The organism is Kitasatospora sp. NPDC059327 (assembly GCF_042752535.1).
Taxonomy (GTDB): domain Bacteria; phylum Actinomycetota; class Actinomycetes; order Streptomycetales; family Streptomycetaceae; genus Kitasatospora.
Genome location: NZ_JBHYYB010000005.1, coordinates 42956 through 60013, shown reverse-complemented (window position 1 = coordinate 60013; position 17058 = coordinate 42956). Strand labels below are relative to the sequence as shown.

The following is a 17058-nucleotide window of genomic DNA, read 5'->3' as shown; positions in this document are numbered from 1 at the left end:
CGAGCCCACGGGGAAGAGCAGCCGCCCACCCGGCGGCCGAGCCACCCCGACCGGCACGAACGATCGGTTCCGGTTCCGCAACAACCACGTCCCGCCGTCCCACCGTCGCAGTAGGCTCGGGGCCCGGCAGGTGCCCCTTCGGCGCCCCCGGGCCCGGCCGCGACGACTGTCCGTGTCCGACCGTAAACTTCACTCCGCGATCACCACCCGAACACCCGGCGGGGAAGAACACGAGGGGGACCGTCACACCGTGAGGCCGACGTTGGAGGCGCGGGCTCTCAAGGAGAGCCTGCTGCAGTACCTCTCGACCACCTACGCGCTGACGGACGAGGGTGCGCGGCTCGCGCTGCACAGCTTCCTCGGCGACGAGACCACCGGCATGTTCCGGGGCCCGTTCCTGCGGATCCGCACCCCCTTCCTCCAGGCCGGTCCGGGCTGGCGCGACTGCCTCGACTGGGCACCCGGCGACGGCTGGACGCCGTACGCGCACCAGGCCGAGGCCTTCAACCGCCTGTCCTCCGCGCACGGGCACGTGCCGCAGCCGACCATGGTGACCACCGGCACCGGCTCCGGGAAGACCGAGTCCTTCCTGATCCCCGTCCTCGACCACTGCCGCCGGGAGAAGGCCGCCGGCCGCCGCGGGGTGAAGGCCGTCCTGCTGTACCCGATGAACGCGCTGGCCACCGACCAGGCGCTGCGCATCAACGACTACCTCCGCGAGAACGACGAGGCCCTCGGCGGCGTGACCGCCGGCCTCTACATCGGGGACGTCTCGAAGACCCGCTACGAGCGGGTGGAGACCAACCGGGGGAACATGCAGATCTCCCCGCCCGACATCCTGATCACCAACTACAAGATGCTCGACCTGCTGCTCCAGCGCAGCGACGACGCCCCGCTCTGGAACGAAGCGGACCTGCGGTACGTCGTGGTCGACGAGTTCCACACCTTCGACGGCGCGCAGGGCACCGACGTGGCGATGTTGCTGCGCCGGCTCGCTTCCGCACTCGGCGTCTCCGAGCGGGACCGCCCGCTGGGCCCGATCTGCCCGGTCGCCACCTCGGCCACCCTCTCCTCCGACGCCGGGCCCAACAGTGCGGAGGAGATGCTGCGCGTCGCCGGCGAGGTGTTCGGCACGCCGTTCACGGCGGACGCGGTGGTCGGCGAGCAGCGGCTCACTCCGGAGGAGTTCATCCCCTCCGACACGATCGCCCTGCTGCCGGTGCCGACCCCGGAGAAGCTGGCCGCGATGGCCGACCCGGCGGTGAGCGAGGAGGCGTTCGAGGCCCTGGTGGAGGCGTTCACCGGCGAGCGCGGGCTCGACGCGTTCGCGCTCGGGGCGAAGCTCCAGGTGCACATCCTCACCCAGGCGGTGATGCTGGCGCTCGGCGGCGAGCTGAAGTCCGTCGACGAGATCCTCGCAGTGCTGTGGCGGGCGGGCGCGTACTCGTGGGGCCAGGCGATCACGCAGCAGCCCGAGCTGGCCGCCGAGGCGCTGGCCCGGTTCGTCGCCGTGCTGTCGGCCGCGCGCGCACCGGAATCACGGGACACGAAACCCCGGCCGCTGGTCCAGATCGAGGTGCACCAGTGGGCGCGTTCGGTGTCCCGGGTGCTGCGCGGGGTGCTGCCCTGGCCGAAGGCCCAGTTCCAGTGGGACGCGGGCGACGCACCGCAGGAGGGCGGGCCGGAGAACGTCCGCAGCGCCCCGGTGACGACCGCCACCAGCGGGGAGGCGGCCAACCTCTTCCTGCCGGCCGTCTACTGCCGTGACTGCGGCCGCTCGGGCTGGGCGGTCTTCACCCCGGAGAGCGACGACCTGGAGGTGGAGGTCAACCCGGCGAAGATCCGGCGGGCCTCCACCAGCCAGGACCGGATCCGGGTCCGCAACCTGATCGCCGCGACCGACGAGGAGGCCCGGCGCGCCTCGGCCACGGCGCCGGTGCCGGCCTCCGCCAGGGACTCCCGGGGCGGGCAGCTGCACGGCGCGGGCGGCGACCTGATGGTGCTGGACGGCACCCGGCACCGACTGCGCCTGCCGGACCCGGTGAAGGACTTCGACCCCGCCACCGGCGAACCGCGGATCGGTGTGCCCGACTCCGCCTTCGTCCTGGTCAACCAGGGTGCCACGGCCAACACCGCGGCCAAGGAGGACTGGTGCCCGGCCTGCGGTGAGCGCAACGCCATCCGCTACCTGGGCACCGGCCAGGCCGCCCTCGCCGCCGCGTCGATCACCAGGCTGTTCACCGGCGGCGAGCTGGACGAGGACACCGGTGAGTGCAAAACGCTGATGTTCAACGACTCGGTGCAGGACGCCGCGCACCGGGCCGGGTTCGTCGCCAACCGCTCGTACACCTTCTCGCTGCGCGCCCTGCTGGTCGCGCACCTGTCGGAGAAGCGCCCCACCGCGCTCAACGAGCTGATCGCCGAGGTGATCGCGAACAGCACCGGGGCCCGGACGCTGGCCGCCGTCGTCCCGCCGGACCTGCACGACCTGCGAGGGGTCGCCCGTCTGCTGTCCGGGAAGTCCCGCGGCGGCGACCGGGCCACCTGGGAGCTGATCGGCGAACGGCTGGCCTTCCAGACGCTGCTGGAGTTCGGCCTGCGCGCCCGGCAGGGCCGCACCCTGGAGCTGACCCGCACCGCCGCCGCGCACGTCCGCCTCGCCGACCCCGAGGCCGCCGTCGCGCTCGTCCGGAACGCGCACCTGGAGAGCGTCCGGGGCGACATGCTGGAGCCGGTCGAGGACGCGCGCTACCTGGCGTTCCTGCGGATCTTCCTGGAGCGGCTGCGCTGGCGCGGCGCGATCAAGCACCGCTGGCTGGAGAGGTACCTCTCCGAGACCGGCACCAGCCGCTACTTCATCTGGGGACAGCGCCCGTCCGGCATGCCCGCGTTCCCCAAGGGCGTCGCGGCCCCGGTCTTCCTGCTGTCCAGCCCGAAGGAGGGCAGCGAGTTCGACGCGGTGACCGGCCGGCTGGCCTGGCACGAGCGCTGGGCCGGACGCACCCTCGGCCTGCCACGCGAGCAGTCACCCGAGTTCTGGAGCCGGCTGCTGCCCGCGCTCCACGAGGCCGGTCTGCTCTCCGCGCGCACCGCGAAGGACGGCGCCACCCGCATTCACGGCCTCCAGCCCGGGGCGATCGACGCGCTGTTGCTCTCCGACGAGGACGTGGAGACCGCGTACGTGCGCTGCCGGGTCTGCTTCTGGGAGCAGACCGTTCACCCCTCCCTGCTGGAGCAGTGGCACGACGCGCCCTGCCCGTCCTACCGCTGCACCTCCGGGCGGCTGGTCGCCGGCACCCACGCCCGGGAGTCGGACGTCCACGCCCGGGACCGGCAGTACCGGGACGACTACTACCGCCGGCTGTACCACCTCGCCGGCCCCTACCAGGTGGTGACGGCCGAGCACACCAGCCTGCTGGACCGCGATCGGCGCGAGTCGGTCGAGGCGGCCTTCCGTCGGGCGCCCGGCGAGGGCCGGGCCTTCAACGACCCGAACGTGCTGTCCTGCACGCCCACCCTGGAACTGGGCATCGACATCGGCGACCTGTCCGCCGTGGTGCTCGCCTCCCTGCCCCGCAACGCCGCGAGCTACGCCCAGCGGGTCGGCCGGGCCGGGCGCCGGACCGGCAACGCCTTCCTGCTCACCATCCCCGAGCGCCGCAAGCGGGACCTCTACTACCTGGACCGGCCCAAGGACCTGATCGCCGGGCCGATCACCCCGCCGGGCTGCCACCTCTCGGCGGTCGCGATCCTGCGCCGCCAATACCTGGCCCACCTGCTGGACCTCGCCGCCCGCGGGCGGCTGACCGGTGCCGGGGGGCGCGTCCTCCCCGCCCTGCCCCGGAAGGCCAAGGACGTCTTCGGGCCGGAGGGCTACCTGACCGACCTCGTCGAAGCGGCCCTCGCCCACGGCGGGGTGGCCGTCTCCGCGTTCCTGGAGCTCTTCCCCACCGGTGTGAGCGAGCAGTCCGCCGACGACCTGCGGGCCTACGCCACCGCCGGTCTGCAGGGCACGGTCGAGCAGGCCGAACGGGAGTGGGCGGCACGCGAGGACACCCTGCGGGCCCGGATCCGCCACATCAACGCCGCCGTCGGCGAACTGCACGACGCGGACCCGGAGGAGGCCCGGCAGAAGGCCGAGTTGGAGGCCGAGCGGCGCGGTGTCGGACGGCAGCTGACCAAGTTGCTGGAGGAGACCCCGGGACAGGGCGCCCTCGTCGAGCTCGGGCTGCTGCCCAACTACGCGCTGGTGGACGCCACCACCGTGCTGGAGGCCACGCTCTACTGGCCCGAGGAGCGGGTGGCGGGCGAGCGGCCCCGGTACGACTCCGAGCTGCGCCCGTACGAGCGCCCCCAGCGCCTCGCCCTGAGCGAGCTGGCGCCGGGAAACACCTTCTACGTCAACCGGTACCGGCACGAGATCACGGGCATCGACATCGGCACGGCCTCGCAGCCCGGCTGGCAGACCTGGCGGGTCTGCCCCCAGTGCGGCTACGTCCGGACCACCGACGCCGAGAACGACCGCAGCGCCTGCCCGCGCTGCCGCACCGGCGCGATAGCGGACGACGGGTCCTGCCTGTTCAGGATCGTCCAGCCGCGCCTGGTGACCGCCCGGGACAAGCGCGACGACGCCAGGATCCGCGACGACCGGGACGAACGCGACCACCGCTCCTACGAGATCGTCCACGCGGTCGACATCCCGGAGGAGTCCCTGGAGCGCGGCTCCTGGCGCCACGGGACCGAGACGTTCGGCGTGGACTTCTCCCGCACCGCCGTGATCCGCACCGTCAACGTCGGGCCGGCCCGCTACGACAGCCCGGCCACCGACGAGTTCGCCGGGCACACCGTCCGGCTCAACCCCTTCCACGTCTGCACGGGCTGCGGCGCGGCGACTGCGGACGGCCGGCCGGTGTTCGACCACGACACGGACGAACTGAGCGCCTCCGCCGCCCGCGACCCACGCCTCAAGCACCACCGGCCGTGGTGCCCGGTGCGGCGCGGGAAGGCCGCGGAGGCCGATCAGCTCCCCGTCCTGCTGGCGCACGAGCTGCGGACGGAGGCGCTGCGCATCCTGCTGCCCGCCGCGACGGTCCTGGTCGAGGAGAAGATCCACTCCTTCCGGGCGGCGCTGCGCCTCGGCGTCGACAAGCAGTTCGGCGGCGACCCCCAGCACCTGGAACACACCCTCACCTCGAAGCCGGACGCGAGGGCGGGCGAACGGCGGTGGTACCTGGTGCTGTTCGACGGCCTTCCCGGCGGCACCGGCTACCTGCACCGGCTGACCGATCCCGACGTCTTCAAGGCCACCCTCCTCAAGGCCCGCGAGGCGCTGCTGGACTGCCCCTGCAAGGACGAGGAGCACCGGCGCGCCTGCCACCGCTGCCTCTACCGGTACACCGCCGAGCGGTACCAGTCCAAGGTCTCCCGTGCCCAGGCCCTGGCCCTGCTGGAGTCGCTGCTCTACGACCGAGAGGGTGCCGACGCGTGGGAGACCACCGAGGTGTCCTCCACCGCCCTGATCGGGCTGGACAAGCAGATCGAGTCCGACCTGGAGGCCCGCTTCCTCGCCGCGCTGCGGACCTGGAGCGAGCAGAGCGAGGACGCCGTCCTGGAGGAAGACGGTCGCGCCAGCGGACAACTGAAGATCAGCGGCGGCGAGGAGCGGCTCCACTGGCGGCTCACCGCCCAGCAGAGGCTCGTCGGCACCCGCACCGACTTCACCTTCACCCGAGTCGGCGGACCCTCCGGGACGGTGAAGGTGTACATGGACGGGCGCCGCAACCACGCGAGCGACGACCGCAACCGCCTCACCGAGGACGCCGCCATCCGCAACGGGCTGCGCGCCGACGGCGCGATCGCCTTCCAGCTGACCTGGGACGACATCGACCTCTTCGAGAAGCGGCCCACCCGCAACGCCCCCGTCTGGCCGCCCTACGCATGGGCCGCCCAGGAGGCGGCCAAGAACGTCTACGAGGAACTGGGCGGCAGCCGGCACCAGCTGGTGGGCACGATGTTCGCCAACCCCGTCGAAACGCTGATCGGCTACCTGCGCGACCCCTCACCCGAGCTGTGGGCGCGCCGTGCCACCGCGCTGGTCAGCGGCCTGACCGCACACCCCCGCACCGCCCTCGCCGGATCGGCCGACCGACGCGGCCCGCTCCTGCACACCCTCCGGACAGCGCTCGGTGCACCGGCGTCGATGCCGGACGATGACGACACACCGATCCTTCCGGTGCACGTCCTGCGCAGCACCGACGACAACGGCCTGGAGCTGGTGCTCGCGGTGCGCGACGACGGACAGGAGGCCCCAGCCTGGACGGTGCTGGCCTGCCTGGACGACGACACGGCGGCGCTCGGCACCGAGGAGCACCGGCTGCGCTGGCGCGCCTGGCTGTACTGGTCCAACCTGCTCCAGTTCCTGCCCCGAACCACGGGCGACGCGGTCCAGCTGACGACCGGCCTGGCCAACGGCTACCCATTCGAAACGCTCACCGTATGCGGCGGCGCCGCACAGCCGTCCGACTCCCCGTTCGAGGAGCACATCGCCGGCCTGCTGCGGGACAGCGCCTGGGACAGCGACTTCCTGCCCGAGATCGACGCCGGCGAGGAAGCCGCCCTGCTCGACCTGGCGACCCGGATCGCCGACCACGGCAAGCAGGCACCGACGGAGTTCGGGTACGAGCTCGGCAACAGCCGCTGGCCCGCGGACCTCGTCTGGGCCGACGAGGCCGTCAAGGTCGCCGTCCTGCCCGTTCCGGCGGCCGCGCCCGACGGCAACGACGAAACCACCGACGCCGGCGAGGCCGGCGGGGCCGGCCAGGCCGCACACGACGAGACCGAACGCGCCCTCGCCGCGTACCGGGCCGAAGGCTGGACCGCCCGTACCGCCGTCGACTGGCTCGACCACCTGGACACCCTCATCTCCCTGCTCCCCGACGCACCGTCGACCGGTACGCCGCACGACCTGGAAGGCTCCTCCCGATGACCGCCCGGCTCAGCCTGTACCAGAAGGCCGAACAGGAGCTCTACAAGCTCGATCACCAGGTGAAGGGTGCGTTCTACGACTTCAGTCGCGCCTTCCGGCAGGATCCCTGGCTCGCCAAGCTCCGCCTCAAGCCGTTGAAGGGCGACGGCCGGATCTTCTCCGCCCGCCTCAACGCCTCCTACCGGGTCCTGCTCACCCGCACCGGCATCGGCGCCGACGGCGAGGAGAGCTGGCTGGCCATCGCCGTCCGGCACCGCCGTGACGTCTACGAGCAGTTGTCCGTCGCGGTCAACCGGGTCACCGGCGAGATCGAGTTCGTCGACCTCTCGGTGGTCGGCGAGAGCGCGCTGCGCCGCGCCGGCATCGAACTGACACCTGCCGAGCCCGAGCCGGAGCCGGACGAGGTTCCGCCTCCCGCCGTACCCGCAGCCACCCCGGCCACTGCTTCGGCGGAGCAGGCCCCGCCACTGCTGGCCGCCTACGACGCCGAGCTGCTTCGCGAGCTGGGCGTCACCGGGGCCCTGATCGAGCTGGCCCTGCTCGTCACCACCAGCGAAGAGCTCGACCAACTCGTCCAGGGCGCCCCGCTGCTCACCAAGGACGTGCTCTACGGCCTCGCCGCCGGTATCCCGCTGGACGACGTCCGCCGCGAGATCACCGCGCCGGTGCAGCTCGACCAGCGACCCAACCCCGAGGACTTCGACGCGGCCCTGGCCCGCACCACCGTCACCGTGGTCACCTCGGACGACGTCCTGCGCGCCGCCATCGAGGAGGGCGACTTCCGCGCCTGGCGGGTCTTCCTCCACCCCACCCAGGCCCGCCTGGTCGACCGGGTCTACAGCGGCGCGGCCAGGGTGTCGGGAGGACCGGGCACCGGCAAGACCGTCGTCGCCCTCCACCGTGTCGCCCACCTCGCCGCACAACTGCCGCCCGGCCAGGACAAGCCGATCCTGCTCACCACCTTCACCAAGAACCTCACCACCGACCTGCGGGCCCGACTCACCTCCCTGCTGGAACCCGAGCAGCTCGCCCGCGTCGAGGTCGCCCACATCGACCAGCTCACCGCACGGGTACTGGCCGAGAACAGCCTCTCCGGCCGCGCGCGCAACCGCGTGGACAACCAGGTCGCGCTCCGGGAGCTGCGGGATCTCCTCATGGAGATGGACGAACGCGCCTGGGAACCCGAGTTCCTGCTGGAGGAGTGGGAGCAGGTCGTACTCGGCCAGGCGGTACCGACCCGGACCGCCTATCTCCAGGCCCGCCGGGCCGGACGGGGCCGGCCGCTGAACCGCGCGGAGCGCAGCGCCGTCTGGAAGCTGCTGGAGCACTACACCGCCCGCCTCGACAAGCTGAACCTGGAGACCTGGAGCCAGGCCGCCGAACGCGCGGCCCGCTTCGAGATCGGACGTGCCGCCAAGATCCGTGCCCGGGCCGAGTACAAGGACGGAATCGGCGCGCAGGACCTCATCCACCGCGACGCCGGATCGGGCATGCAGTACCTGCGCCACCGCTACCGGCACATCGTCGTCGACGAGGCGCAGGACCTCAGCCCCGCGCACTGGAAGATGCTGCGCGCGATGATCGCCGAGGGCCCCGACGATCTCTTCATCGCCGGTGACACCCACCAGCGGATCTACGACAACCAGGTCTCTCTCGGCGCGGTCGGAATCAACATCCGCGGCCGCTCCAGCCGGCTCACTCTGAGCTACCGCACCACCAAAGAGATCCTCAGCAGGGCCATCACCGTCGTCACCGGTCGGGAGGTGGAGTTCGACGACCTCGACGACGGCAAGGACAACCTCGCCGGCTTCCGCTCCGTCCTCAGCGGTCCGGCCCCCGTCCTCTCCGGACACTCCAGCTGGGCCGAGGAACTCGCCGGTCTGGCCGACACCCTCCGGACCTGGCGCACCGAGCTCACCACCGACGAGACCGGACGGACCACCCGCGACGGCCGCGGTCTGATGGCCGTCTGCGTCGCAGACCGCAACAAGGTCAACGAGGTCATGTACTACCTGACCACCACCGCAGGCATCACCTGCGCCGAACTCACCAAGGACGGCGCCCGCGGCGACGGCGAGGTCCATGTCGGGACCATGCACCGCTTCAAGGGCCTCGAATACCAGCGGCTGGCCATCGCCGCAGCCGGCGACGGCGTCCTCCCCCGTACCTTCATCGAGCAGTACCGGACCACCGACCCAGCCCGCTACCAACGTGAGCTCCGAAAGGCGCGGTCCCTGCTCTTCGTCGCGACGACCCGGGCCCGCGACTCCCTCCGCATCTCCTGGCACGGCGAGCCCAGCCGCTTCCTGTCCAGCTGATCGGTTCATCCACACTTCTGAGGAGCTTCGGAACCATGAGCGGTGAGACCCGCCAGGCAGTCCTCGCACGGGAGTTCGAGCGATACGTCCTGGCCGGAATACCCGGCCTCCAACGCAAGGGCTACAACCCGACACTGTTCCTCCAGATGGTCCGCCGGCACGGCGCTGTGGAGGCGACCAAACGGCTCCTTTCGTCCGCGGCGGGTACGTCCACAGGCTTCGCCACGCTGTGGGAGCTCGGCCGCCTGGACGCGAGCGTGGAGTACGCGGTCTGCCTTCCGTGGTTCCGCGAGCTGTTCTCGGACGAGGAATCCGAGCGCGCCGAACGCCGGCTCGACCTCCACGAATTCCCGCTCCAGCGGATCCGTGAGGCCGAACAGCCTGAGTGGTACCTGGACTTGTAAGAGGACGTCAAGTCCGTTTCTGGTAGCTTCCGGGTTGGGTGAGGAGTCCCTGCCGAACGAGTCGTCCCGGGCGGGAGCGGGTGACATGATCGAGTGCTTGTCAGCGGGCGGCCCGAGGACTTCGTGCAGGTCACGAACCCGGACGGGGTGCGTGCGGCAGTCTCGTCGTGTTCGGATCCCAACAGCCGCAGGAGTTCGGAGACGTCCCTGACGTCCTCTTGGACCCGCATGACCTACCATGCCTCGCTCCAGGCAGACGCGCCGGCCGACACCGCACCAGACCATCGGCGCTCTCCACAGCCGGCGTGCAACTCGCCTTGTCTCAGCCTCCTTCCGGCGGCGTACACCGGTACCTCCGTAGACCGAGGGGCGGCTCCTCAGCCAGGGTGACGCTCCGGCGCCGGGCGACCGCGAGGCTGGGGCCGGAGGCGGACGCGGTCCGCCCACAGCCGGGGAGGAACCCAATGAAGCGCCGTCTCGCCTACGCCGTGGCCGCAGCGGTCTGTCTCGTCCTGGCCGCGCCCGCGGCCCCCGCGCTGGCGGCCCCGGCGGGCGCGCCGTCGGCCGACGCCCCGGCCGACGCCTCAGGCGCCACCGACGCCCGGGCCGACCGCGACCCCGTCGCCCAGAAGCGCCGGCAGGCCCTGCGGGCCCTGACCGACGCCGGGGCGGTCTCGGCGATCGCCGAGATCCGCGACCGCCGCGGGGTCTGGCGCGGCGCCTCGGGGGTGGCCGACCTGGCGACCGGGGCGCCGGCCCGTGCCGACGGCCGCTTCCGGGCCGGCAGCGTGACCAAGATGTTCGTCGCCACCACCGTGCTCCAACTGGTCGGCGAGCACCGCCTCGACCTGGACGACCCCGTCGAGAAGCACCTGCCCGGCCTGGTGCCCGGCGGCGCCGGCATCACCGTGCGCCAGCTGCTCAACCACACCTCGGGCCTGTGGGATCCGACCAACGAGAGCGGCGGCATCTTCCCCGAACTGTTCGACCCGGCGGTGTTCCGCGCCTGGTACGCCGACGGCGGGCTCCAGCGCACCGTCACCGCCCGGGAGTTGGTCGCGGCCTCGGCAGCCCACCCGCCGTACTTCCCGCCGGGCTCCGCATGGCAGTACTCCAACACCAACTACGCGCTGCTCGGCCTGCTGATCGAGAGGACCACCGGGCGCGACTACGGCCAGGAGATCACCCGGCGCATCCTGCGCCCGCTCGGGATGACCGGCAGCTCGTTCCCCGGCACCGCGAGCACGATCCCCGGCCCGCACGCCCACGGGTACTGGACGATCGTCGAGGACGCGGCGCCCGTCCGGAAGACGTACGTCGACGTCACCGAACAGAACCCCTCCTGGGCCGGCGCCGCCGGGGAGCTGATCTCCACCACCGCCGACCTGGCCCGCTTCGAACGGGCCCTGCTCGACGGACGGCTGCTGCCGCCGCGGCTGATGCGGGAGATGACCGACACGGTGCCGACCGACCCCGGGTCGCACCAGCTCGACTACGGCCTGGGGCTGGCCCGGTACCAGCTCTCCTGCGGCCCGGTGCTCGGACACAACGGCGGGATCTTCGGCTACACCACCCAGCTCTGGGCCACGACCGACCGCCAGGTCGCGCTCTCCTACACCGACCGCGGCGACACGACGGACCAGGAGGCCCAGGGCGCGGCGATGCGGGGCTTCCTGGAGGAGGCGCTCTGCGGCGGGCGCTGAGGAGCACGGCCGTACGGCCGCCCGGCGGCGCGGGCACGGCCCCGCGACGCCGGGCGGCAGCGCGGGTCAGGGGTAGCGCAGGTTCTGCCAGGAGCAGGAGGAGTTGGCACCGCTGCCGGTGATCGTCCAGCCGGCCGGGACGGGGTAGCCGTAGACCCGGCCGCCGGGCATCGCGCAGGCGACGTCGGCGGTGGCCGTCGCGCCGTGCGGCGCGCCCCCGAGGTAGGCGACCTGGGAGGTCCGGGCGTCGATGGAGACCGAGACCAGCACCCAGCCGGCGGGCACGCCGGTGTTGGCGAGGACGGCGACCCGCGCCAGATAGGGCGCTCCGCCGAGGTACTCGACGGTCTTCTGGGAGCTCGCCCGGTCCTGACCGATCACCGCCCACCCGGCCGGGACGGGGGCGTACAGGCCGATCCGGGCCTGTGTCCCGAACGGCGGGTCGGCGGCGGGGGTGGCCGGGGCCGCGACGGCGGTGACCGCCGGCCCGAGCAGGGCGGCCAGCGCGAGGGCGCAGACCGCGAGGAGGGGGGCTCTTCGGGTGGGTTCGGTGGCTCGCACGGGAGTTCCTCACGTTCGGGGACCGGGCGTCGGCCCGTCCGTCCGGCGCGCCGCACCGCAGGGTGCGGAGCCGTGTCACGGCCACGCTCCGCCCCGGCGGCGGTGGGCGTCAACGCCGTAGGGCCCGGCACCCGAGGCGGACGGCGACTGCCCGGAGCACGGCGACGGGCGCCCGGCGCAGCCGGGTGCGCCGCGGCATCCTTCCGCCTCGCAGTGAGATCTGATGTGTCGTCATGTTCATTGCCCAGATGAGCCGTTCAGCACTCCACGCCGAATCCGACCTCACCGCGGAGCCTCTCACCACCGCCCGCCCGACCGTCCGCGCAGGCTCCCGCCGCGCACACCGGCCCTCCACGCATGTGTCGACCCTGTGAACCTCGTGCGTCCTGACCCCTTGTCAGACCAATCATTCCTACCTACCTTCGGGGGTCAGAACCCCGGCCCCACCCGGCCCGGCGGTTCCGCGACGGCCGCATCCCGCGCCGTCGCCGGACGTACGGCCGTACCGACGTGCAGACCTGCGGAGGTACCGAGGTGCGGACGTACGACGAGCCTGGAGGCGTCACATGCCCGTAGCCATGATGGACGAGATCCGCGACGCGGGTCCGCTGGTGGTCGACGACGAGGCCATCCTGTTCGAGGACGACGACCGCAAGGACCACGAGGTCACCGCCTGTCTCGCCGACCCGTGGGTCACCGCGACCACCCGTTTCGCCTGCGACTTCAACTCCTAGCGGTGACCGGGTCCATCGCCGGCCGCGGCGGGTGGTCCGACGACACCTGGTCGTACCTGAACGATTCGCGGATGCCGGCGATGGACCACGGCTGGAAGCTGCACGTCTCCACCCGGCCGGACGAGCTCGACACCGTGACCGGCCTCGTCCTGCCGGTGCTTCGGCGGCACGTCTGCCACGCGAAGTGGGCCAGGAGCCCGGAGACCCTGCGGACGCTCAACTCCGGCGCGTCGAGCGCGGGTGCCGTCGGCAAGGCGGTCACCGTCTACCCGGCACCCGGTGGCGTCGTCGGGCTCGCCGACGAGCTCGTCGCCGTGCTGCGGGGCCGCGAGGGCCCGCGGATCGTGAGCGACCGGCGGGTCGACCCGGACGCCCCCGTCTACTACCGCTACGGCCCCTTCACGGGTGACTACCGGACCGGTCGGAGCGGGCGGCTGGAGTCGGTCATGACGGGCCCGGACGGACGGGTCTTCGACGGCCTGGCCGGCGGGTCGTACCGGTGCCCGCCCTGGGCCGAGGACCCCTTCGCCCACCACCCCGGGCACGCCGCCCGGCCGCTCTCCGCCCCCGGGTTCGGCGGAGGCCGCTACCGGGTCACCCGCGGCATCGCGCGCAAACCGCAGGGCAACGTCTACCGCGCGGTCGACCGGGTCACCGGCGAGCCGGTGGTCGTCAAGCAGGCGCGGGCCTTCGTGGCCGAGGACGAGTCCGGTGCGGACACCCGCGACCGGCTGCGCAACGAACGGACGGTGCTGGCCGCGCTCGACACCGTCACCGGGGTGCCCCGCGCGCTCGACTACTTCCGGCACCGTTCGGACGAGTACCTGGTGATGAGCAGCTGCGGCGACCGGGACCTGCGGCGGGACGTCCAGGACCGCGGTCCGTACGGCGAGGACCCGGCCCGGCCCGCCCGCACGCTCTCCGGGCTGGCCGCCGGGCTGCTCCACGTCCTGGACGAGATCCACCTCCGGGGCGTGGTCGTCCGCGACCTCAAGCCCGACAACGTCGTGCTGGACGACCGCGGCCGCTGTCAGGTGGTCGACTTCGGGATCAGCGCGCTGGCCGGCGTCGGTCCGGACGGCTCGACCCCCGGCTACAGCGCCCCGGTCCGCCGCGCCACCGGACCGGCCGAGCCCGCCGACGACTACTACGCGCTGGGCGCCACCCTCTGCTTCGCCGCCACCGGCCTGGACCCGGTGGTCGTCGACACCGACACCGCCGTCAACCGGGACCGTACCCTCGCCGGTCTGGCCTGGGCGCTTCCGGACGAGCGACACCACTGGATCCGGGCGGCCGTCGCCGAGTTGACCAGCTTCGACCCGGTCGTGCGGACGGCCGGCGCCGACCGGCTCCGCACCGGGGCACCCCGGGTGTTCCGGCCGTCCGGGGCGCCCCGAAGGCAGGACCGGCCCCGACTCGACGACGACCTGCTCGCGGAGATCATCGAGCACACCACGGCGTACTGCGTCACCGAGGCCCACCGGATCGCGGACCCGGTGCTCGCCGCCCGCGCGCGGATCCCGACCCCGGTCGACCTCTACGGCGGAAGCTCCGGGCTCGGCCTGGAGCTCCTCCACCACCTCCACCGACCGGGGGTGCGCGACGCCGTCGACGCCCTGGCCCGGTGGACGGCGGGCCAGGACCGGAGCCTGTCCCCGGGCTTCTACGCGGGCCGCACGGGCGTCGACCTCTTCCTCGCCGAAGCCGCGACGGCGACGGCGACAGCGACAGCGACAGCGACAGCGACGACGGCAGCGACGACGGCAGCGACGACGGCAGCGACGACGACGGACAGCCCGGACGCGGCCCCGGCCACCACCGCCGGACCGGCCGGCCGCCCGACCCTGCCCACCCGCGGACCGGACGGCGGACCGCCCGAAGCGGACCTGATCGAGGGCGTCGCCGGCATCGGCGTCGGGCGGCTGCTGCTCGCCCGGCACGCCCGCGCGGCCGGCGACGCCCCGCTCGCCGACCGGCACCTCGCCGTCGCCGCCGCCTGCGACCGCATGCTGGCCGCCGGCCGGGCCCGGCTGACGCCCGCGGGCGCCGCCACGAGCGGCAGCGCCGCCCTGCGCGAGGGCCTGGCGCACGGCGAGGCGGGCGTCGCCTACTTCCTGCTGGAGTACGCGGACGCGACCGGCGATCCCGCCGCCGCCCGCCGGGCCCGGCAGGCCTGCGCGCACCTCGCCGCCCTCACCCCGGGCATCATCGCGGCGGCGGGCCTCCCGGGGGCGACCCGCCGCTACGGCTCGTGGTGCCGGGGCCTGGCCGGGATCGGAGCGGTGCTCGTCCGGGCCGCCGACCGCCTCGGCGAACCCGGCCACCTCGACCTCGCCCGTCGGGCCGCGCGGACCTGCTTCGCGCTGGCCCCCCGCATGCCGCTGACCGGCCAGTGCTGCGGCCTGTCGGGGGTGGGCGACCTGCTGCTGGACGTCGCCGGGGCGTCCGGGGCCTCCGGTGCGTCCGGGCCGGAGGAGTTCCGGGACGCCGCCGGGACGGTCGCCTCCATCGTCCTCAGCCGCAGCGGCGGCACCCCGGCCCGCCCGGTGTTCCCGGACGCCGGCCTGACCGGGTCGAGCGCCACCTGGGCCGGCGGCTCGGCCGGCGTGCTGTCCTTCCTCCGCCGACTGCACGAGCGGGGCGGACGGCGGATCGGCCTCATCGGCTGACCGCCTCCGTTCGGGCCGGTCAGCGGTGCTCGGGGTTCTCGAAGTCGAAGCGGCAGCCGGCGTCCCACTCGGAGCGCTGGTTGCCGTGGGCGGGGATGCCTCCGGCGTCCTTGAGCATCCGGGCCAGGTGCAGCAGGTTCCAGGTCATGAAGGTGGCGTTGCGGTTGGTGAAGTCGTTCTCCGGACCGCCCGACCCCGCGTCGAGGTAGGACGGCCCCGGCCCCGCCTCGCCGACCCACCCGGCGTCGGCCTGCGGCGGGATCACGTAGCCGAGGTGCTGGAGCGAGTAGAGGACGTTCATCGCGCAGTGCTTCGCGCCGTCCTCGTTGCCGGTGATCAGGCAGCCGCCGACCCGGCCGTAGTAGGCGTACTGGCCCTCGGGGTTGAGCAGCGAGGAGCAGGAGTAGAGCCGCTCGATCACCCGCTTCATCACCGAGGAGTTGTCCCCCAGCCAGATCGGTCCGGCCAGGACGAGGATGTCGGCCGCCATCACCCGGCTGTAGAGGACCGGCCAGTCGTCGGTCTCCCAGCCGTGCTCGGTCATGTCGGGCCAGACGCCGGTGGCGATGTCGTGGTCGACCGCCCGGAGCACGTCGACCTGGACGCCCTGGCGTTGCAGGATGCCGGTGCTGACGTCGATCAGGCCCTGGGTGTGGCTGCGTTCGGGCGAGCGCTTGAGGGTGCAGTTGACGACCAGCGCGCTCAGGTCGTCGTAGGTGCGGGGCGAGGCGGACATCGGCGGCCCTTTCGGAGGAGGCGGTCGCCCACCAGTCCAGCCGCCCGGCCGGGGCACCGCCCGTCGGGCTGGGCCGACCGCGCGAGCCGGGCGGCCGGGGTGCGGGGCCGGGGGTCAGTCCCCGGCGACGGGCGGCTCGGCGGGCGGCTCGACGGGCGAACCACCCGGCGGCTCGACCGGCGGCAGGACCGGGGTGACCAGCAGCCGCGCCGCCAGCACCGCGCCGCCGGTCACGGCGGCCAGGGTGGCGTCGTGGAAGGGGCGCAGATTGCGCTCGTGCCAGAGCGTCTGGGTGGTGGCCCAGGCGGCGTCCAGGGCCCGGGCGACGGAGAAGCTGCCGACCAGGTGCCGCAGCGACTCGGCGGCCCGGGCGTCCGGCGCGGTGAGTTCGGCCCCGAAGGACGCGCGGGCCTCGGTCTCGGCCTCTTCGAGCAGTTCGGCGGCCCTGAGGTGGTCGGCGTGCACGGGCGGGGTGTCCGGCGTGGTGCGGCGCTCGATGCAGGTGGCGACCAGGGCCAGCGGCAGGTCGTGGCTCAGGTGTGCGCTCATCCCGGCGAAGGCGAACTGGATCGGCCGGACCGCCCGGTCGTCCCGGGCCTCGAACAGCGGCTGCCAGGCCTCGTTGACCGGGCGGCCCGCGTCGGCGGCGTCCACCGCGTCGACGTACTGGTGGGCGAGGAACACCGCCAGGTCCTCGACGAACGCCCGGTCCTGGAAGGAGCCCGCGGCGAGCTGCCGGCCGGTCAGCTCGGCGACCCGCAGGTACATCCGGGTGAAGCAGGCCACGCCGTCCGCCGGATCCAGCCGGGCCTCGATCGCCCGCATCCGCCCGATCACCTCGTCGATGCTCTTCGCGGCCCTGGCATGCGACTGGGTCATGGCCATCCCTTCCGAAGCGGTCAGTGCGGGGTCGGACCCGACTGCCACGTATACACAGCGGCCACCGCC

9 protein-coding genes are annotated in these 17058 nt (G+C 73.3%); 6 read left to right on the top strand and 3 right to left on the bottom strand.

Going from position 1 to position 17058, the window contains the following annotated elements; translation table 11 throughout:
* Positions 1–250: 250 nt before the first annotated feature.
* The 4 genes from ACFXHB_RS04920 to ACFXHB_RS04905 all read left to right on the top strand — a co-directional run bounded on the left by ACFXHB_RS04920 (position 251) and on the right by ACFXHB_RS04905 (position 11410).
* On the top strand, positions 251–6985 hold the full coding sequence (locus ACFXHB_RS04920; RefSeq protein WP_380572136.1) for a DEAD/DEAH box helicase: 6735 nt from the start codon (positions 251–253) through the stop codon (positions 6983–6985).
* Positions 6982–9303 carry a UvrD-helicase domain-containing protein gene (locus tag ACFXHB_RS04915; RefSeq protein ID WP_380572134.1) on the top strand — a complete coding sequence of 774 codons (2322 nt, stop codon included), beginning with the start codon at positions 6982–6984 and terminating at the stop codon, positions 9301–9303. Before ACFXHB_RS04920 ends, ACFXHB_RS04915 begins: the two co-directional genes overlap by 4 nt.
* A 35-nt stretch (positions 9304–9338) precedes the next feature.
* The gene (locus tag ACFXHB_RS04910; protein ID WP_380572132.1) at positions 9339–9707 is read left to right on the top strand and encodes a hypothetical protein; all 369 of its coding nucleotides are present in this window, start codon (positions 9339–9341) and stop codon (positions 9705–9707) included.
* A gap of 464 nt (positions 9708–10171) precedes the next feature.
* Positions 10172–11410 (top strand): serine hydrolase domain-containing protein, encoded by a 1239-nt coding sequence (locus ACFXHB_RS04905; RefSeq protein ID WP_380572130.1) that lies wholly within the window; start codon positions 10172–10174, stop codon positions 11408–11410.
* Positions 11411–11476: 66 nt separating this feature from the next.
* Here the strand turns inward: ACFXHB_RS04905 and ACFXHB_RS04900 are convergent, their stop codons facing one another.
* Entirely contained in the window at positions 11477–11971 is a 495-nt protein-coding gene (locus ACFXHB_RS04900) for a hypothetical protein (protein WP_380572128.1), read from the bottom strand.
* A gap of 566 nt (positions 11972–12537) precedes the next feature.
* On the opposite strand from ACFXHB_RS04900, the gene ACFXHB_RS04895 reads away from it, so the two are divergent.
* Positions 12538–12705: an SflA family class IV lanthipeptide gene (locus tag ACFXHB_RS04895; protein WP_380572126.1), complete on the top strand. Its 168-nt coding sequence runs from the start codon at positions 12538–12540 to the stop codon at positions 12703–12705.
* Positions 12706–12707: 2 nt separating this feature from the next.
* A complete protein-coding gene (gene lanL / locus ACFXHB_RS04890; protein WP_380572124.1) occupies positions 12708–15374 on the top strand; it encodes a class IV lanthionine synthetase LanL in 2667 nt (888 codons plus the stop codon).
* Between the two features lie 19 nt (positions 15375–15393).
* Here the strand turns inward: lanL and ACFXHB_RS04885 are convergent, their stop codons facing one another.
* Both ACFXHB_RS04885 and ACFXHB_RS04880 read right to left on the bottom strand, forming a co-directional pair.
* Positions 15394–16110, bottom strand: a complete 717-nt coding sequence (locus ACFXHB_RS04885; protein WP_380572122.1) for a flavodoxin family protein — start codon at positions 16108–16110, stop codon at positions 15394–15396.
* 114 nt (positions 16111–16224) lie between these two features.
* Positions 16225–16989 carry a DUF5995 family protein gene (locus ACFXHB_RS04880; RefSeq protein WP_380572120.1) on the bottom strand — a complete coding sequence of 255 codons (765 nt, stop codon included), beginning with the start codon at positions 16987–16989 and terminating at the stop codon, positions 16225–16227.
* Positions 16990–17058: the final 69 nt, after the last annotated feature.